21 protein-coding genes are annotated in these 17,387 nt (G+C 67.0%); 7 read left to right on the top strand and 14 right to left on the bottom strand.

What is annotated here, in order from left to right:
* Positions 1 to 18: 18 nt before the first annotated feature.
* The 4 genes from F804_RS0104555 to cobD are packed head-to-tail and all read right to left on the bottom strand — an operon-like array spanning position 19 to position 3,323.
* Positions 19 to 879, bottom strand: coding sequence for a PhzF family phenazine biosynthesis protein (locus F804_RS0104555; RefSeq protein ID WP_022706567.1), 861 nt, complete (start codon positions 877 to 879; stop codon positions 19 to 21).
* Positions 880 to 890: 11 nt separating this feature from the next.
* Positions 891 to 1,796 (bottom strand): polyphosphate kinase 2, encoded by a 906-nt coding sequence (gene ppk2, locus F804_RS0104550; RefSeq protein ID WP_022706566.1) that lies wholly within the window; start codon positions 1,794 to 1,796, stop codon positions 891 to 893.
* 59 nt (positions 1,797 to 1,855) lie between these two features.
* Positions 1,856 to 2,317, bottom strand: a complete 462-nt coding sequence (locus tag F804_RS0104545; protein ID WP_022706565.1) for a hypothetical protein — start codon at positions 2,315 to 2,317, stop codon at positions 1,856 to 1,858.
* A gap of 25 nt (positions 2,318 to 2,342) precedes the next feature.
* Positions 2,343 to 3,323: a threonine-phosphate decarboxylase CobD gene (cobD, locus tag F804_RS0104540; protein ID WP_022706564.1), complete on the bottom strand. Its 981-nt coding sequence runs from the start codon at positions 3,321 to 3,323 to the stop codon at positions 2,343 to 2,345.
* A 198-nt stretch (positions 3,324 to 3,521) separates the two neighbouring features.
* On the opposite strand from cobD, the gene F804_RS0104535 reads away from it, so the two are divergent.
* The 6 genes from F804_RS0104535 to F804_RS0104510 all read left to right on the top strand — a co-directional run bounded on the left by F804_RS0104535 (position 3,522) and on the right by F804_RS0104510 (position 7,486).
* A complete protein-coding gene (locus tag F804_RS0104535) occupies positions 3,522 to 4,025 on the top strand; it encodes a type III secretion system chaperone family protein (RefSeq protein ID WP_022706563.1) in 504 nt (167 codons plus the stop codon).
* 37 nt (positions 4,026 to 4,062) lie between these two features.
* Positions 4,063 to 4,878, top strand: a complete 816-nt coding sequence (gene proC / locus F804_RS0104530) for a pyrroline-5-carboxylate reductase (RefSeq protein ID WP_022706562.1) — start codon at positions 4,063 to 4,065, stop codon at positions 4,876 to 4,878.
* Positions 4,875 to 5,207 carry a tRNA-binding protein gene (locus tag F804_RS0104525; protein WP_022706561.1) on the top strand — a complete coding sequence of 111 codons (333 nt, stop codon included), beginning with the start codon at positions 4,875 to 4,877 and terminating at the stop codon, positions 5,205 to 5,207. Before proC ends, F804_RS0104525 begins: the two co-directional genes overlap by 4 nt.
* Positions 5,204 to 6,151 (top strand): 2-hydroxyacid dehydrogenase, encoded by a 948-nt coding sequence (locus tag F804_RS0104520; RefSeq protein ID WP_022706560.1) that lies wholly within the window; start codon positions 5,204 to 5,206, stop codon positions 6,149 to 6,151. Before F804_RS0104525 ends, F804_RS0104520 begins: the two co-directional genes overlap by 4 nt.
* A 68-nt stretch (positions 6,152 to 6,219) precedes the next feature.
* Positions 6,220 to 6,417, top strand: coding sequence for a CsbD family protein (locus F804_RS0104515; protein WP_022706559.1), 198 nt, complete (start codon positions 6,220 to 6,222; stop codon positions 6,415 to 6,417).
* A 106-nt stretch (positions 6,418 to 6,523) separates the two neighbouring features.
* Positions 6,524 to 7,486 carry a magnesium transporter CorA family protein gene (locus F804_RS0104510; RefSeq protein WP_022706558.1) on the top strand — a complete coding sequence of 321 codons (963 nt, stop codon included), beginning with the start codon at positions 6,524 to 6,526 and terminating at the stop codon, positions 7,484 to 7,486.
* Here F804_RS0104510 and F804_RS0104505 read toward each other — a convergent pair.
* The 10 genes from F804_RS0104505 to F804_RS0104460 all read right to left on the bottom strand — a co-directional run bounded on the left by F804_RS0104505 (position 7,483) and on the right by F804_RS0104460 (position 16,210).
* Complete coding sequence (locus F804_RS0104505) at positions 7,483 to 7,746, bottom strand: protealysin inhibitor emfourin (protein ID WP_022706557.1); 264 nt, start codon at positions 7,744 to 7,746, stop codon at positions 7,483 to 7,485. The genes F804_RS0104510 and F804_RS0104505 overlap by 4 nt on opposite strands.
* The gene (locus tag F804_RS0104500; RefSeq protein WP_211214608.1) at positions 7,746 to 8,774 is read right to left on the bottom strand and encodes a M4 family metallopeptidase; all 1,029 of its coding nucleotides are present in this window, start codon (positions 8,772 to 8,774) and stop codon (positions 7,746 to 7,748) included. Before F804_RS0104500 ends, F804_RS0104505 begins: the two co-directional genes overlap by 1 nt.
* A 116-nt stretch (positions 8,775 to 8,890) precedes the next feature.
* Positions 8,891 to 9,898, bottom strand: coding sequence for a sn-glycerol-3-phosphate import ATP-binding protein UgpC (locus F804_RS0104495; RefSeq protein WP_022706555.1), 1,008 nt, complete (start codon positions 9,896 to 9,898; stop codon positions 8,891 to 8,893).
* A gap of 1 nt (position 9,899) precedes the next feature.
* Positions 9,900 to 10,748: a sn-glycerol-3-phosphate ABC transporter permease UgpE gene (gene ugpE, locus F804_RS0104490; RefSeq protein ID WP_022706554.1), complete on the bottom strand. Its 849-nt coding sequence runs from the start codon at positions 10,746 to 10,748 to the stop codon at positions 9,900 to 9,902.
* Positions 10,748 to 11,626, bottom strand: coding sequence for a sn-glycerol-3-phosphate ABC transporter permease UgpA (gene ugpA / locus F804_RS0104485; protein ID WP_022706553.1), 879 nt, complete (start codon positions 11,624 to 11,626; stop codon positions 10,748 to 10,750). The genes ugpE and ugpA overlap by 1 nt, the downstream gene beginning before the upstream one ends.
* Positions 11,627 to 11,697: 71 nt before the next feature.
* Entirely contained in the window at positions 11,698 to 13,017 is a 1,320-nt protein-coding gene (ugpB, locus tag F804_RS0104480) for a sn-glycerol-3-phosphate ABC transporter substrate-binding protein UgpB (protein WP_022706552.1), read from the bottom strand.
* Between the two features lie 123 nt (positions 13,018 to 13,140).
* Positions 13,141 to 14,130, bottom strand: coding sequence for a DUF808 domain-containing protein (locus F804_RS0104475; protein ID WP_022706551.1), 990 nt, complete (start codon positions 14,128 to 14,130; stop codon positions 13,141 to 13,143).
* Between the two features lie 165 nt (positions 14,131 to 14,295).
* Positions 14,296 to 14,859 carry a fasciclin domain-containing protein gene (locus F804_RS0104470; protein ID WP_022706550.1) on the bottom strand — a complete coding sequence of 188 codons (564 nt, stop codon included), beginning with the start codon at positions 14,857 to 14,859 and terminating at the stop codon, positions 14,296 to 14,298.
* Positions 14,860 to 14,960: 101 nt separating this feature from the next.
* Positions 14,961 to 15,659 (bottom strand): anti-sigma factor, encoded by a 699-nt coding sequence (locus F804_RS0104465; protein WP_022706549.1) that lies wholly within the window; start codon positions 15,657 to 15,659, stop codon positions 14,961 to 14,963.
* The gene (locus tag F804_RS0104460; protein WP_022706548.1) at positions 15,656 to 16,210 is read right to left on the bottom strand and encodes a sigma-70 family RNA polymerase sigma factor; all 555 of its coding nucleotides are present in this window, start codon (positions 16,208 to 16,210) and stop codon (positions 15,656 to 15,658) included. The genes F804_RS0104465 and F804_RS0104460 overlap by 4 nt, the downstream gene beginning before the upstream one ends.
* A gap of 129 nt (positions 16,211 to 16,339) precedes the next feature.
* Between F804_RS0104460 and cobS the strand changes: the two genes are divergently transcribed.
* Complete coding sequence (gene cobS / locus F804_RS0104455) at positions 16,340 to 17,311, top strand: cobaltochelatase subunit CobS (RefSeq protein WP_022706547.1); 972 nt, start codon at positions 16,340 to 16,342, stop codon at positions 17,309 to 17,311.
* The last annotated feature ends 76 nt before the right edge of the window (positions 17,312 to 17,387 follow it).

The raw sequence follows: 17,387 nt of genomic DNA, 5'->3' as shown, positions 1-17,387 counted from the left end.
GGGCAAGGCGGTTGCGCGTCACATCGACGGGATCGCGATCCGGCCCGAGGCGACCGGTGCGCTGCGTCCCGACACGCGCACGCGGGTCAGCGCGCCATCCGCCACGTCAATGCGCAAGCCCAGATCGGACGGGCGGCCCATCTCGACACCCTGGCGCAGGGCGAAGGCGTTCTCGCCCTCGTGCAGGGCGCCTGCGGCCAGCAGGGGCGCAGCCAGTGTGACGGTCGCGGAACCGGTGGCGGGATCCTCGGGGATGCCCATCTCCGGGGCGAACATGCGGGCGCGGAAACCGCCGCCATCGGGCGCGAATGCATAGAGCTTGCCCAGACCCGCCGTAAGCGCCGCGAACGCGTCGCCCGAAGGCCGCGCGCGTTCCAGGGCCGCGATGTCGCGCAGCGGCACGAAGACGAAGCCCGGCCCGGCCTCGGCCCGGCAGGGGGCGTGGCCGCCGAATCCGATATCGGATGCGCCAAGCCCGAGCGCTGCCGCGGCATCGCCCGTCGTCACATCGCCCGCAACCATGCGCGGCAAGACGGGGGCGGTCAGTTCGGCGGTGCCGTCAACGATCCGCACCTCGACGAGGCCCGCCTGGCATTCCAGCGCGATCAGCCCGTCGCGCCCGCCCGACAGGTGCAGCGCGCAGCCGATCACGGGGTGTCCCGCAAAGGGGATCTCGGCGCGCGGCAGGAAGATGCGCACGGCGGCGTCGTGATCGGGGTTCGCCGGGGCCATGACGAAGATCGTCTCGGACAGGTTGAACTCGGCCGCGATGGTCTGCATCTGCGCGTCCGTCAGCCCGTCGGCATCCAGCACGATGGCCAGCGGGTTTCCGGCAAAGGCGCGGTCGGTGAAGACGTCGCGGACGTGATAGCTCAGCATGCGGACCGCCTTCAGTATCTTTGCGGGACGTACAGGTCGCGGGGCAGGACCTCGCGTTCGTAATCGGGGTTGAAGACCCGCTCGGGCAGGCGGACCTCCTCGTGGGGGACGTCCTCGTAGGGGATCATGCTGAGAAGGTGGCTCATGCAGTTCAGGCGCGCGCGTTTCTTGTCGTTGCCGGGAACGATGTACCAGGGCGCTTCGGGGATGTTCGTGCGCTCGAACATGTCCTCCTTGGCCTTGGTATATGCCTCCCACCGGATGCGCGACTGCAAGTCCATGGGCGACAGCTTCCACTGCTTCAGCGGGTCGTGGATGCGGATGAGGAAGCGCATCTGCTGTTCCTCGTCCGTGATCGAGAACCAGTACTTGATGACCCGGATGCCCGAACGGACCAGCATGCGTTCGAATTCCGGAACGTCCTGGAAGAACTGTTCGACCTGGTCCTCGTCGGCAAAGCCCATGACGCGTTCGACGCCGGCGCGGTTGTACCAGCTGCGGTCGAACAGCACGATCTCTCCTCCGGCGGGCAGGTGGGGGACGAAGCGCTGGAAGTACCACTGCGTCTTCTCGCGGTCGGACGGCGCGGGCAGGGCCACGACGCGGGCCACGCGCGGGTTCAGGCGCTGCGTGATGCGCTTGATCGCGCCGCCCTTGCCCGCGCTGTCGCGCCCCTCGAAGATGACGACGACGCGTTCCTTGTGATAGCTGACCCAATCCTGCAGCCGGATCAGTTCGGATTGCAGGCGCAGCAGCTCCTTGAAATACAGCTTGCGGTCCATCTGGTCGGGATGGTGGCTGCGATAGATGCGGCGGATCTCCTCCGAAAGGATCGCGTCCTCCAGCTCGATTTCCATGTCCTCGTCCAGCGTTTCCTGAAGTTCGGCTTCCAGCCAGTCGCGGGCGGTCTCGTCCATGGGTCTTCTCCGAAGGTGTTTCCTCGCGCGGTCTAGGCGCTTTCGATGACAGTTCCGCGTCAGCGCCCGAAGCGGCGCGCACATTCGGGCGTCACGGCCAGCACCATCCCCCCGCCGCGCGGGCTGTCGACCGTGCCGCACCATTCCCCCGCGACCGAGAAGATGCTGCGCGTCCCCCGCGCCGGGCGATAGGCCAGCCTGCGCCCGCGCGTGTCGAAGATGTTCAGCACGCCGCCCGCGTTCTGCGCGTAATATCCCAGCACGCTGCCGTCCTGGGTGAAGATCAGGCGCTTCTCGTTTTCGGGGTTCGCGGGGCGGTTCTGCCACGCCGATGCCGAATTCGCCGTGTTCCCGGCCGAGTTCCAGGGCGCGTTCGGCGAATTGGCCGGGTTCGAGGGGCGGTTCGCCGGGTGCCCCGGGCCCAGATCGAAGGGCAGTTGCGTGCGGTCCAGCACGATCAGCGGCGCATCGGCCAGCGCGGGCGCGGCCATCAGGCAGGTCAGGGCAAGGATCAGGCGCATGGGCGCTCCTTCGTGGCACGGCCCATCATGGGGCGGGGGGCGCTGCGGCTGCAAGGGCCGCGCCGACACGGTCCCATTCCGCGCGATTGCCCGGAATGCCCAGCCGCAGCCAGCGATCGGAATAGGGAAAGCGCCGCGACCAGATCCGGTGCCGCGCCAGATGCGCCTGCGCGGCGCCCGCATCGGGCGTGTCGAACAGCCGGAACAGATGCGTGCCCCCCGCGACCTCCCAGCCCGCGCGCAGGGCCAGCATGTCAAGCCGCATGGCCCCTTCGGCGTGATAGGTGATGGTATCCTCGGCCCAGTGGCGGTCGGCCATGGCCTCGGACGCGATCTCCAGCGCGGGTCCGCTGACCGACCACGGCCCCGAGAAGTCGCGCAGCCGCGCCAGCATCCGGGGCTGCGCGACCGCGAAGCCCAGCCGCAGGCCCGCAAGGCCCCAGAACTTGCCGAAGCTGCGCAGCACGACCGCGTTCGCCGGAAGATCCGGCGCGATCGACAGGTCGGGGCGCGGGTCGGCAAAGCTTTCGTCCACGACCAGCAGCCCCACGCGCGCGGCCAGCTGCCGCAGATCGGCGGGGGCGAATTCGCGCCCGTCGGGGTTGTTGGGGTTCACGACCACGGCCAGGTCGGCCCCCGCCATGGCCGACAGGTCCGGGGCGTCCGCGACCTGCCAGCCCGCGGCCCGCAGGCTGGCCGCATGTTCGTTGTAGCTGGGCGTCAGCACTGCCGCGCGACCGGGGGGCAGAATGCGCGGCAGGGCCTGGATCGGGGCGGTCGCGCCCGCCATCGGCAGCACGGATTCGGGGGGGCATCCGAAGTGCCGCGCGGCCACCGCGATCAGGCGCGATTCGGCTGATTTCTGGGGCAATGCGCGCAGGGCCTCTGTGGATAAGGGGCCGGGAACCCATGGATGACGGTTGATCCCCGTGGACAGGTCGATCCAGTCATCCCCGCCCCAATGCGCCCGCGCCCAGTCCAGATTCCCCCCGTGATCGCGCTGCATTCCGCACCTGTCCCCAACTTGTCCCGCATCATGTCCTAGGGCGGGCGGACGGGCTGCGCAATCCATCCACAGCTTTCAGCTTTACACGGGGTCGCCCGAGGAACACGATATCTGGTATGAACGAAGGGGCGGCTACGCCCTTTCTTGTGTTTCATCCCAGTCACAGGGGGCCGCCCTCCACCCGCAAGGAACCACGCCATGGCGCAGACCGAGCTTTACATCGACAGCGACGGAATCCACCCGATCGACATCGCCGAAGAGGTGGCCCATCTGCGCGACTGGGATTTCGACCGCCTGGCCGAGGACCAGATGGTCATGGCGATCGAGGGGCAGTGGCGCAGCTACTCGCTGACGCTGGCGTGGTCGGCCCGCGACGAGGTGCTGCGCCTTGTCTGCAGCTTCGATCTGGAGCCGCCGCGCGACCGCAGGCCCGCCCTGTTCGAGGTGCTGAACCTGGTCAACGATGCGGTCTGGGAAGGCAGCTTCAGCTATTGGGCCGGGCAGCGGCAGATGGTCTGGCGCTATGGCCTGGTGCTGGGGCCGGACCAGATGCCCATGCCCGACCAGGTGGACCAGATGGTCGCCAATGCCGTGAAGGCGTGCGAACGGTTCTATCCCAGCTTCCAGCTGGTGGGCTGGGCCAATGCCGATCCGCGCCAGGCGCTGGACATTGCGCTTGGGGAAACCTACGGACGAGCCTGAGGGGGCACCGACCCCCGACCGCCACGGAGGGGAACGGATGAGCGATTTCGACGACATCAACGAACGCGGGCTGGTTCTGGTCGGCTGCGGCCGCATGGGCGGTGCCATGCTGAAGGGGTGGCTGGCGCGCGGCCTGGAACCGGGCGCCGTGACCGTCATCGACCCCAAGCTGGCGCCGGAATGGCAGGATCGCGGCCTGCGCGTCAACGAGACCCTGCCCGAGGATCCCGCCGTCATGGTGCTGGCCGTCAAGCCGCAGATGATGGCCGAGGCGCTTGGCCATGTCCCGCATCTGCCCCGCACGCTGGTCATCTCGGTCGCGGCGGGCACCACCATCGCCACCTTCGAGGAAACCTTTGCCGATGCGCCCATCGTGCGCGTCATGCCGAACACGCCCGCCGCCATCGGGCAGGGGATCTCGGCGCTGGTCGGCAATGCCCGCGCGACCGAAGCGGACCTGGCCTTGGCAGAGACGCTGATGCGCGCCGTGGGCCGCGTCGTGCGCCTGACGGACGAGGATCAGATGGACGCCGTCACGGCGCTGTCGGGCAGCGGCCCCGCCTATGTCTTCCACATGATCGAGACGATGGCCGCCGCGGGCCGCGCACAGGGCCTGCCCGACGATCTGGCGATGGAGCTGGCCCGCATGACCGTTGCGGGCGCGGGCGCCCTTGCCATCGACGCCGACGAGGATCCGGCCGTGCTGCGCCAGAACGTCACCTCGCCTGGGGGGACGACTGCCGCCGGTCTGGGCGTGCTGATGGATGCCGATCACGGCCTGCCGCCCCTGATGGTGCGCACCGTCGCCGCCGCCGCGGATCGCGGTCGGGAACTGGGAAAGGGCGCCAAGTGACCGCCAGTTTCGAGGATTTCCAGAAGATCGACATCCGCGTCGGGACGATCATCCGCGCCGAACCCTTTCCCGAGGCCCGCAAGCCCGCGATCAAGCTGTGGCTGGACCTGGGCGATCTGGGCGAGCGCAAGTCCTCGGCGCAGATCACGCGGCATTACGACCCCGAGACGCTGGTCGGACGGCAGGCGCTGTGCGTCGTGAACTTCGCGCCCCGCCAGATCGGTCCCTTCCGGTCCGAGGTGCTGGTGCTGGGCCTGCCCGATGACGATGGCGAGGTCGTGCTGATCCGCCCCGACCTGCCGGTCCCGAACGGAGGGAGACTGTTTTGAAGCTGCTTGTCACACGCCCCATGACCGACCGCGCCACCGCATCGCTGAAGGCGCGCTTCGATGTCGATTTCCGCGACGACACGCCGATGGACCTGGCCGAGGCCCGCAGCGCGCTTCAACGCTATGACGCGATCCTGCCGACGCTGGGGGACGATCTGGGCACGGATGCGTTCCAGGGCGACCTGCGCTGCCGGGTCATCGCGAATTTCGGCGCGGGCACGAACCATATCGACCTTCAGGCCGCGCGCGCGGCCGGGATCGTGGTCACCAACACCCCCGACGTGGTGACCGATGCCACCGCCGACATCGCGCTGATGCTGATGTTGATGACGCTGCGCCGCGCCTCCGAAGGCGAACGCATCCTGCGCGAAGGCGAATGGGTCGGCTGGCGTCCGACCCAGCTGCTGGGCCACGAGATGTCGGGCCGCCGCGTCGGCATCGTCGGCATGGGCCGCATCGGCAAGGCCATCGCCCGCCGCTGCCACCTGGGCTTCGGGATGCAGGTGCAGTTCTTCAATCGCTCGACCGTGTCGTCGCTGGACATCCCCGCGCGCCAGGTTCCCGACCTGCACGAGATGCTGCGCATGTGCGACATCGTCGTGCTGGCCGTGCCAGGCGGTGCGGCCACGCGCCACCTGATCGGCCCGGACGAGCTGGCCGCAATCGGCCCCGAGGGCTTCCTGGTCAACATCGCCCGCGGCGACGTGGTGGACGAGGACGCGTTGATCGAGGCGCTGCATGGCGGCACCATCGCGGGTGCGGGGCTGGACGTCTATGCCCGCGAACCGCATGTCCCGCAGCGCCTGCTGGATGCACCGAACGCGACCCTGCTGCCGCATCTGGGCACCGCGACCGAGGATACGCGCAGCCGCATGGGGCTGCGCGCGCTCGACAACCTTCTGGCCGTGGCCGAGGGGCAGACACCGCCGGATCGCGTCGCCTGAAATTTGCGGAACCTGCAACGGGGGTGAGGTGTTTCACCCCTGAACGCAGCGATGGAAAGGTTCGACAGATGAACTGGGATATCATCCAAGGCAAGTGGACGCAGCTGAAGGGTTCGATCCAGGAAAAATGGGGCGAACTGACGAATGACGATCTGGACCGTCTCGACGGGAACAAGGATCAGCTTTCGGGCAAGCTGCAGGAGAAGTACGGCTGGACCAAGGCCGAGGCCGATCGCGAGATCGACGACTATTTCCAGGACAAGTGAATCCGTCAGGGGGCGACGGCAAGGGGGCGCTTAAAGCGTCCCCTTTTTCATTGCCCGCAGGGTCCGCATCGGCCAGTTACGGGGCAGGCCGGACAGGAGAGCCGCGATGCACTATGCCTATGTCACCCGCAACGATCGCCTGGCGCGGCTGGATCGCGATGCCGACCTGGCGCAGGCCGACTGGATCGACCTCGTGCAGCCCACCGATGCCGAGATGGCGCTGCTGCGCGACATGGGCGTCGCCGTCCCTACCCTGTCCGAGATGGAGGAGATCGAGCTGTCGAACCGCCTCTATCGCGAGAACGGGATGGATTACATGACCGCCGTGCTGCCCGGCGAACGCGGCAGCGGCGAACACGGCGCGATGCCCGTGACCTTCATCCTGTCGGACCGGCGGCTTGTCACCGTGCGCCACCATTCCCCGCGCCCCTTCCTGACATTTCCGACCCGGGCCGAACGCTCGACCCTTGGCTGCGGCACCCCCGAGAGGCTGTTCTCGGGCCTGCTCGAAGAGATCATCGCCCGGCTTGCCGACATCCTGGAAGGCGCGGGCAGGGTGCTGGACAAGACGACCGCTTCGGTCTTCGAGAGGCGGACGACGGGGGCTGCGTCGGACATGCTGCAGACCGCCCTGCGCGATGTCGGCCGAGAGGCCGAGACCATGGCCCGCGTCCGCCTGAGCCTGCTGACGGTCGAGCGCATCCTGGCCTTCCACACCGCCGTGATCGAGGATCGCCCCGAATCCAAGCGCCTGCGCCCCGTGATCCGGGCCCAGATGCGCGACGTGCAGGCGCTGGAGGTGCATGCCGACTTCCTGGGCAATCGCGTCAGCCTGGCGGTGGACACGACCCTGGGGATGATCAACCTGCAACAGAACAACACCGCGCGCATCCTGTCGGTCATCGCGGCGCTGTTCCTGCCGCCGACGCTGATCGCCAGCATCTACGGGATGAACTTTGCCAACATGCCCGAACTGAACCAGCCCTGGGGTTATGCCTGGGCGCTGCTGCTGATGGCGCTGACGACGGGCGGGACCTATCTGTTCATGCGCTGGAAGAACTGGCTCTAGATCCGGTCGATCAGGTCCAGAAGCTCGGGGGGGATCTGCGATTCCGGCATCTCGAAGCAGCGCTGCGCGCCGCCCGCGACGATGGTGATGCGATAGCGCAGCCCGTCGGGGCAGTCGCGGCAGGGCGCATCCGCGATCCGCGCCAACGCGTCGGGGTCGAAGGCATGGGCCAGCTTCGACCCCTCGGGGGTCTCGACCTGCCTGGGGCGGGCGGCGGCGATGCCCGCGAAACCGCCCGAGGTTTCGATCCGGATGATCATCAGACCTGTATCCCCACCAGCTTCCACGCGCGGCGCAACATCTGCCCCTGATAGGATCCCGTGCCCGTCAGCTCGTCCGCGCTGCGCAGGGTGCGTTCGGCCCATTGCGCGAAGCTGGCCATCGGATTGTTGAGGTTCTGCAGCGCGTGATACCAGATCCGACCCGGCAGCTCCCATGCCGCGCCGCCCATATAGGATGCGAACAGGTAGAAGGCGTGGTTGGGGATGCCGGAATTCACATGCACGCCGCCATTGTCGTCGGTGGTGCTGATGAAGCCGTCCATGTGCCAGGGCTGCGGATCCTGTCCCAGCAGATCGTCGGCATAGGCCGTGCCGGGCGCCTTCATGCTGCGCAGCGCCGCGCCTGCGATATCGGGGCCGAGGATGCCCCGCCCGATCAGCCAGTCGGCATCATGGGCCATCTGCCCGCGCGCACGCTGCAGGGCAAGGGTGCCGAACACGTCCGCGATGCTTTCGTTCAGCGCGCCGGACTGGTTCTCATAGATCAGGCCGCCGGAATGCTGGATCACGCCATGCGTCATCTCGTGGGCGACGACAGACAGTTCCAGGAAGGTCTGGAAAATCTTTCCATCGCCCGTCCCATAGGCCATCTGCTCGCCGTTCCAGAAGGCGTTGTTGTAGTCGCGGCGGTGCCGGACCGTGGCGATCAGCGGCATCCCCCGCCCGTCCAGCGAATTGCGGCCATATTCCTCGGCAAAGAGAGAGAAGACCTGTCCCGCCGCGTCATAGGCGAAATCGGCATCGGTCACCCCCGAGGGGGCGTCGCCCTCGGCGCGGATCAGCGTGCCGGGAAGGGCCGCGCGGAATTCGCCGTCATGGATGCGGCGGTCGGGGCAGCACAGGTCGGGATCGGGGATGGGCAGCAGCCCCTCGTGCGGCAGGGGCGGGCTGGATTGCGCGGCGCGGATGTCGCGCAGCGCCTGGTCGTGGTCCAGAAGGCTGCGCGCCATCCGGGCGGTTTCGGCATCCCCCCGCATCGCCAGCACGCGCAGCATGTAGGGTGGCACGATGCAATGAAGGGGATGCCGATCCCCGTGGTCGCAGGACAGCGAGAGGCACATGAAACTTGACCCTAGGTAATGTTACCGGTCCAGCCTATGCCCCCGCCCGCCATCCGGCAAGATCAGTCCATGCGCGCGCCGGTCTGGCGGTCGAACAGGTGCAGCGCCCCGGGGCGGGGCGTCAGGCGCAGGACGTCCGACAGCGCCGCGTCCGAGGGCAGGGTGATGGTCATGCGCTCGCCCGCCGTGTGGCCGTGGACCAGCCGCTGCGCGCCCAGTTCCTCGACCGCGGTGACCTGCAGTTCGATCGGGCCGTCGGCGGTGACGTCCAGGTCCTCGGGGCGGATGCCGACCTGACCCGCATGGGCGCTGCCCGGCAGGAAGGGCACCGCGCCCGCGTCGAGCAGGTTCATCGCGGGGCTGCCGATGAAGCCCGCCACGAAGGCCGAGGCCGGACGGCGATACACCTCGAGCGGGGTGCCGATCTGTTCGACGCGCCCGCCGTTCAGCACGACCAGCCGGTCGGCCAGGGTCATCGCCTCGAGCTGGTCATGCGTGACATAGAGCGAGGTCGTCCGCAGGCGCTTCTGCAGCTCCTTGATCTCCAGCCGCATGGCGACGCGCAGCTTGGCGTCCAGGTTCGACAGCGGTTCGTCGAACAGGAAGGCCGCGGGCTCGCGCACGATCGCACGGCCCATCGCCACGCGCTGGCGCTGGCCGCCCGACAGGGCCTTGGGCTTGCGGTCGAGGAACTTGCCGATCTGCAGGATCTCGGCGGCCTCGTCGACGCGGCGGTCGATCTCGGCCTTGGGGGTGCGGCGGTTCTTCAGGCCATAGGCCAGGTTCTCGCGCACGGACATGTGCGGATAGAGCGCGTAGTTCTGGAAGACCATCGCGATGTCGCGATCCGCGGGCTCGACCTCGTTGACGACGCGGTCGCCGATGCGGACTTCGCCCTCGGAGATGGATTCGAGGCCCGCGACCATGCGCAGCAGGGTGGATTTGCCGCAGCCCGAAGGGCCGACCAGCACGATGAATTCGCCATCCGCGATGTCGATATTCACGTCGCCCACGGCGCGGGTGCCACCGGCATAGATCTTGCCGAGGTTGTCCAGGGTGATGGATGCCATCTTATTTCTCCGTCTCGACAAGGCCCTTCACGAACAGCCGCTGCATGCCGATCACCACCGCGACGGGGGGGATCATGGCCAGCATCGCCGTCGCCATGACAAGGTGCCATTGGGGAAGTCCATCGACCGCGTCGGCCATCCGCTTGATGCCGGCGACGATGGTGTAATAATCGCTGCTGGTCGTGACCAGCAAAGGCCAGAGATACTGGTTCCAGCCATAGATGAAGAGGATCACGAACAGCGCCGCGATATTGCTCCGCGACAAGGGCAGCAGGATGTCGCGGAAGAACTTCATGGGGCCTGCGCCGTCGATGCGCGCGGCCTCGGTCAGCTCGTCCGGGATGGTCAGGAAGACCTGCCGGAACAGGAAGGTCGCCGTGGCCGAGGCGATCAGCGGGATCGACAGACCCGCATAGCTGTTCAGCAGGCCCAGATCCGCGACGACTTGGAAGGTCGGCACGATCCGCACCTCGACCGGCAGCATCAGCGTGATGAAGATGCACCAGAAGGCCAGCCCGCGCAGCGGGAAGCGGAAATAGACGATGGCGAAGGCCGACAGGATCGAGATGGCGATCTTGCCGATGGCGATGGCCAGCGCCATGATCAGGCTGTTCAGCATCATCGTGGCGACGGGGGGCGTGCCGCTGGTGGACACGCCCGCGCCCAGCATCTGGCTGTAATTCTCGACCAGGTGGGGACCGGGCCACATCGGGATGGTGCCCGACATGAAGTCGGTCGCGCCATGGGTCGATGCGACGAAGGCCACCCAGACGGGCAGGGCCACGACGCAGACGCCGAAGATCAGTGTCAGATGCGCCAGCAGGTTCAGGCCGGGACGGTTCTCGATCATCAGTATTCGACCTTCTTCTCGACGTAACGGAACTGGACGACGGTCAGCACCAGCACCAGCATCATCAGCACCACCGACTGCGCGGCCGAGCTGCCCATGTTCTGTCCCACGAAGCCGTCGAAATAGACCTTGTAGACCATGATGTTGGTGGCCTGCGCGGGGCCGCCCTCGGTCGTGGCGTCGATGACGCCGAAGGTGTCGAACATCGCATAGACGATGTTCACGACAAGCAGGAAGAAGGTCGTGGGCGACAGCAGCGGGAAGGTGATGTCGAAGAAGCGGCGCACCGGGCCAGCCCCGTCGATGGCCGCGGCCTCGCGCAGGGATGCGGGGATCGCCTGCAGGCCCGCCACGAAGAACAGGAAGTTGTAGCTGATCTGCTTCCATGCGCTGGCGATCACCACCAGCGTCATCGCGTCGGATTTGGAACTGATGTGGTTCCAGTCATAGCCGACCTGCGCCAGCACATAGGGCATGATCCCGATGGTGGGGTTGAAGATGAACCACCACAGGATGCCCGCGACGGCGGGTGCCACGGCATAGGGCCAGACCAGCAGCGTGGTATAGACGCGCGAGGACCGGATCATCCGGTCGACGGCCACCGCCAGGATCAGCGACAGGCCCATCGACAGGATCGTCACCGAGATGGCGAAGACCGCCGTCACCTGCAGCGAGTTCAGGTATTCCGCGTTGCCCCACAGCTTCTCGAAATTGGCAAGGCCCACGAAGCTGGTGCGCGTGCCGAAGGCATCCTCGCGCAGGAAGCTCTGCTTGACGGCCTGTGCCGCGGGCCACAGGAAGAAGACGAATGTGATGACAAGCTGCGGCGCCAGAAGAAGCCATGGCAGCAGCTGGTTGCGGAAGATGGTGCGCTTCATTGCGGTCCCCGTCTGGAAACGGTCAGGGGCCGCGCGTCATCCGCGCGGCCCCGATCGGTCATGTGACCGGATTACTGGTTCTGTTCGCGGAATTCCTGCAGCAGGGCATTACCACGCTCGACCACGCCGTCCAGCGCGCCCTGTGCGTCCTTGTCGCCCGACAGGAGTTGCTCGAATTCCTCGTCGATGACGCCGCGGATCTGGACATAGTTGCCGAAGCGCAGACCCTTCGAGTTCTCGGTCGGCTCGTTCAGCGTGATCTGCTGCAGGCCGGTCTCGGCGCCCGGGTTCTCGTCATAATACCCCTGCTCGCGCGTCAGGTCGTAGGCGGCCTGCGTGATCGGCAGATAGCCCGAGAACTGGTGCCAGTCGGCCTGGACCTCGGCCGAGGAGAGGTAGCTGTAGAAGGCGGCGGCGGCGGCGTATTCGTCGTCCGACTTGCCCGACAGCGTCCAAAGCGTGGCGCCCCCGATGATCGAGTTCTGCGGCGCGCCGTCCACGTCGTCATAGTAGGGCAGCATGCCGTAGCCGACCTCGAAATCGGTGGCATTGGCGATCACGCCCGCACGGCTGGCCGAGCTGTTCATGATCATGGCGCATTCCTGGCCATAGAACATCGGCGGTGCGTTGTCGCCGCCGACCGGGCCGCCATACTTGAACACGCCCTCGTCCGCGAGACGCTTGAGGTTGCCCCAGTGCTTGACCTGCGCGGGACCGTTCACGGTCAGCTCGGCGTCCAGGCCGCCGAAGCCGTTCTCCATCGAGCCGATGGGCTGGTTGTGCCAGGCGCTGAAGTTCTCGGTCTGGATCCAGCTGATCCAGCCGGTTGTGAAGCCGCAGGTGGCCGCGCCGCTGTCGATGATCTTCTTCGAGAACTCTTCCATCTCGGCCCAGGTCTTGGGCGGGGTGTTCGGGTCGAGGCCGGCCGCCTCGAACACGTTCTTGTTGTAATACAGGATCGGGGTCGAGCTGTTGAACGGCATCGACAGCATGTTGCCGTCGGTATCGGTATAGTAGCCCACGACCTGCGGCAGGAAGGCCGCCGGATCGAAGTCCTGGCCGTGCTCTTCCATCAGCTGGTACACGGGGACGATGGCGCCTTCGGCTGCCATCATGGTGCCGGTGCCGACCTCGAAGACCTGCACGATGGTCGGCTGTTCGCCCGCACGGAAGGCGGCGATGGCAGCGGTCATCGTTTCCGGATAGGTGCCCTTGTAGGACGGAACCACGGTGTAGTCGTCCTGGCTGTCGTTGAAGCCCTGGACGATTTCCTCGAGCTTGGCGCCAAGTTCGCCACCCATGGCGTGCCACCAGTTGATGGTGGTCTCGGCCGAAGCGGCGCAAGCGGACGCGGCCAGCGCGACCGCGGATACGGTGCTGTAACGGATCATCTGTCTACCCTCCCATTGGGGTTGCCTTGGACTGCGCTCCGCCTAGCGGGCGTGTGCGACAGGCAGGCAAACCTTGGGTGACAGTAATGTGACGATGTGACCTTTCGGTCAATAAATTTCGTTTCAGTTCGTATCGGGGCGGAACTTTGCGATCGCCGGTTTGACGACGTTCGAAATCACGGGATTGACCACGTGGTGCACCACCGGCAGCAGGATCAACCCCAGGATGAGGCCCAGAACGCCATCGCAGAAGGCGGTGACGAACCACGCGGCCAGGCCCGGCGCCTGGGGCAGGGCATGGGCCGCGCCTTCGGCCAGATGGTGGACCGTGTCATAGGGCGCGTGCCAGCCCATCTCGTGCAGGCCATGGACGATGATCTGCCCGCCGACCCAGATCATGGCGGCGGTGCCCACGACCGTCAGCGTGGTCATGAAGCCCGGCATCACCTTGACGATCCCGCGCCCGATGGCCGCCAGCACGCCGCCGCGCTCGGTCGCCAGATGCACGCCCACGTCGTCGGCCTTCACGATGATCGCCACGAAGCCATAGACCGCGACGGTGATGCCGATGGCGACGATGGCCAGGATCAGCGCCTTGGTCAGCACGCTGTCGGCGGCGGGGATCGTGGACAGCGCGATGGTCATGATCTCGGCCGAGAGGATGAAGTCGGTCTTGATCGCGCCCGCGACGCGCTGCTCCTCCAGCGCGGCGCCTTCGGTTTCGGGGTGGGTATGGGTCTTGCTGTCATGTGCGTCGCTGGCGTGGAACAGGCTGGCGACCTTGTGCGCGCCCTCGTAGCACAGATAGGCGCCGCCCAGCATCAGCAGGGGCGGAATGGCCCAAGGGGCGAAGACCGACAGCAGCAGCGCGACGGGCAGCAGGATCACCAGCTTGTTGAAGATCGAGCCCTTGGCGATCTTCCAGACGATGGGCAGTTCGCGATCCGCCTTGAAGCCGTGGACGTATTTCGGCGTCACCGCCGCATCGTCGATCACCGCACCCGCGGCCTTGGCACCCGCCTTGGCCGCCTGTCCCGCCACGTCGTCGATGGAGGCCGCGGCCACCTTGGAAATCGACGCGACATCGTCCAGCAACGCGATCAGACCGCTCATGTTCTTACCATCCTTCGTAAACCAGTGGCGACATCGGGTCGCAGTTCAGCAAAGCGTGGCAACGCGCGCAAGGCAAGGCGGGTTCGCGACAAACCGCCATCCGCGCATGAAAAAACGCCCGCGCAGATCCTGCGCGGGCGTCCGCCTTGCGACGTGAATGGGGGATCACATCGCGGGCAGCATCACGGTGTCGATCACGTGCACGACGCCGTTCGACTGGTCGACGTCGGGAATGTTCACCGTCGCGACCGAACCGTTCTCGTCGGTCAGCTGCAGCGCGTTGTCGCTGTCGCGGATCGTTGCGGTCAGCATGCAGCCGCCAAGCGTCTCGACGGGGTGCGCGCCACCGTCATCGGCGATCATCTTGCCGATCGCGGGCGACATCGCGTCGGCGGACACGACATGGCAGCTGAGGATCTGGACCAGCTTGTCCTTGTTCTCGGGCTTCAGCAGGTCCTCGACGGTGCCGGCGGGCAGCTTCTCGAAGGCGGCGTCGGTCGGGGCGAAGACGGTGAAGGGTCCGGGGCCGGACAGCGTCTCGACCAGGCCCGCCGCCTGCACGGCCGCGACCAGCGTGGTGTGGTCAGCCGAGGCGGATGCGTTCTCGACGATGGTCTTGCTGGGCAGCATCTCGGCGCCGCCGACCATGGTGTTCTGCGCAAGGGCGGGTGCGCCCATCGCGATGGTGGCTGCCAGGACAGGTGCGCCGAACTTGGTGATGCCGTTCATGATGGTTCCTCCGGGTTGGTTGCGGCGCGGTGCCCCGCGCCATCACCACCAAACACGGAAGGGGCGCGGAAAAGTTGCGCCCGAGCCTTCGAATTGTCTGATCACATATCCGTGAGGTTCGCGACCGCGATGACGGGTCCCGTCGCCTGCCCGGTCGGGGACCCGCCTTCGGGTTCGTCCGACAGCGCGATGCGCGCGCCTTGCGAAGGCTCCAGCCCCTCGGGCAGCATCATCGTCATGTCCCCCTCGCGCGGGAGCACGCCAAGCGACACGGGATCGCTGCCCTCGGCCAGCCACCAGACCTCCCAGTCGCGGCCCTCGGCGGGGCTGCCGGACTGCATGGCGATGCGCATCTCGCGGCCGCGCAGGATGGCCTCGACCGCCATGTCGCCCGCATCCGACGCAAGCTCGGCGCGATAGCCCTGCTGCGGGAGCGGAGCGTCCGGGCTGAACAGAACGAAGGCAATGGCCGCGGCTGCGAAGAAGCCCGCGATGACGCCAATCGGGCCGCGCCACCAGGACGCGCCTTCGGTCGGGTCCGTCGCCAAGGGCGCGTCGGCATGGCCCAGGCGTTCGCGGATGTATTGCCGCGCGCGGGCAGGGGCCATCACCGGGGTCAGCCCCTCGGCCAGGCCTGCCAGGCGTTCCTGCCATTCGCGGACCGCGGCGGCGAATTCGGGATCGGTGGACAGGCGCGCGACGGCGGCCTCTGCCTCGGGGCCGTCCAGCAGCCCGAGCGCAAGCTCGGCCGCCAGTGCCTCGTCTTCCTGCTGGGCGGTCAGGGGGGTGTCGTCGGTCATTGGCTGACGCAATCCTTCAGCCGCAGAAGACTGCGGCGCAGCCAGCTGCGGACGGTATTGATCGGCTTGCCCTCCTGCTGGGCAAGATCGGCATAGCTGGCCCCCTCCAGGTAGACGGCCCGCACCGCGCCGGCCTGCGTGTCGGCCAGCTGCGCCAGGCATTCGTCCAGCAGGCGGCGTTCCTGCGCGTGGATGGTCGCGGCCTCGGGTGTAGGGGCGGTCGCGGCGATGGTCGACGCGGCCTCGGCCGGGGCGGTGGCGGGGCGCGATGCCCGCGCGCGCAGCCGGTCGATGGCGCGGTTGCGCGCGATCGTGATCAGCCAGGTCATCGGCGACAGGCCGTTCGAGGCATAGCGCGACGCGCCCTTCCAGATGCGGACATAGACGTCCTGCAGCGCCTCCTCGGCCTCGGGGCGGTCCTTCAGGATCGACAGGACGACCGCGTGCAGCTTGGCCGATGTCGCCGCATAGAGCGCATCGAAAGCCTCGCGATCCCCAAGCGCGGTGCGGGAAATCAGCTGTTCCAGTTCGGTCCGGCGTGTGTCAGTCAATGCGTCGAATTCCCGTGCCTGCACGTTGGGGCGACCTTATGGATGGCGCAAACCCGCGTCAACGAGGCCCCGCTTGCGCATGGCGGAACTTTGCGCGATCAATGCGCGGACCGATGGAAAGGGCTGACGATGCTGGACATGAACGCGAAACCCACCGAAGAGATCGACCTGCGCGAGACGTTCGGTCTGGACAGCGACATGAAGGTCAAGGGCTTTGCCGAGCGCAGCGACCGCGTCCCCGAGATCGACAGCACCTACAAGTTCGATCCCGACACCACGATGGCGATCCTCGCGGGCTTCGCCTATAACCGCCGCGTGATGATCCAGGGGTATCACGGGACGGGCAAGTCGACCCATATCGAACAGGTCGCCGCGCGCCTGAACTGGCCCTGCGTGCGCGTGAACCTCGACAGCCATGTCAGCCGGATCGACCTGATCGGCAAGGACGCGATCAAGCTGGTGGACGGCAAGCAGGTGACCGTGTTCCACGAAGGCATCCTGCCCTGGGCGCTGCGCAACCCGACCGCCATCGTCTTCGACGAATACGATGCGGGCCGCGCGGACGTGATGTTCGTCATCCAGCGCGTGCTGGAAGCCGAGGGCAAGCTGACGCTGCTGGACCAGAACGAGGTCATCTCGCCCAACCCGTATTTCCGCCTGTTCGCGACCTCGAACACGGTGGGGCTGGGCGATACGACCGGCCTCTATCACGGGACGCAGCAGATCAACCAGGGCCAGATGGACCGCTGGTCGCTGGTCTCGACGCTGAACTACCTGTCCCACGACGCGGAAACGGCCATCGTGCTGTCCAAGAACCCGACCTGGAACACCGAGAAGGGCCGCAAGACCATCGGCCAGATGGTCAGCCTGGCCGACCTGACGCGCACGGCCTTCATGCAGGGCGACCTGTCGACCGTCATGTCTCCGCGCACCGTGATCGCTTGGGCGCAGAACGCGCGGATCTTCGACAATATCGGCTATGCCTTCCGGTTGACCTTCCTGAACAAGTGCGACGAGCTGGAGCGCCAGACCGTGGCCGAGTTCTATCAGCGCCTGTTCGACGAGGAACTGCCCGAGAGTGTCGCCTCGAAGGCGGTCTGAGGACTGCGTCACGACGCGTCGGGGCACTGCCCGCGACGCGTCGTCACACCGAAAGTTATCGCGCCATCTATTGCCG

Source organism: Paracoccus zeaxanthinifaciens ATCC 21588, from assembly GCF_000420145.1.
GTDB classification, from domain to species: domain Bacteria; phylum Pseudomonadota; class Alphaproteobacteria; order Rhodobacterales; family Rhodobacteraceae; genus Paracoccus; species Paracoccus zeaxanthinifaciens.
Note: the sequence above shows the minus strand (reverse complement) of the source record. Positions and strands in the feature narration are given on the sequence as shown.